The following is a 255-nucleotide window of genomic DNA, read 5'->3' as shown; positions in this document are numbered from 1 at the left end:
CCGGCATTTTCTGTAGCGGATCCTCCTCCGGCACATAGCGATCGGTGCTCTTCCACTGCGGCGTCGCAATGCCCTCCACCGGCTCCGCAACATACTGCGCCAGCGGCACGAACGTCCGCGGCTCGTACAGATAGTGCGTACCGCGCTCGCCGTCGCTCTCGTACGCCAGCGTGTCACCATCCCAACCGAACACCGTCCGCTCGCCGTTCACCTCCTTCGCAATACGCCGGCCGAACGCGTCATAGAAATACCGCG

At 63.9% G+C, this 255-nt stretch carries 1 pseudogene; it reads right to left on the bottom strand.

The window, feature by feature from the left end:
* Positions 1-255 (bottom strand): annotated as a pseudogene (locus SB816_RS33275) (hypothetical protein); the annotation flags it as partial.

It is taken from the genome of Achromobacter sp. SIMBA_011, assembly GCF_046535435.1.
In the GTDB taxonomy this organism is placed as follows: Bacteria; Pseudomonadota; Gammaproteobacteria; order Burkholderiales; family Burkholderiaceae_B; genus Achromobacter; species Achromobacter dolens.
The sequence above is the reverse complement of the archived record's forward strand: the minus strand, read 5'-3'. Positions and strand labels throughout refer to the sequence as shown.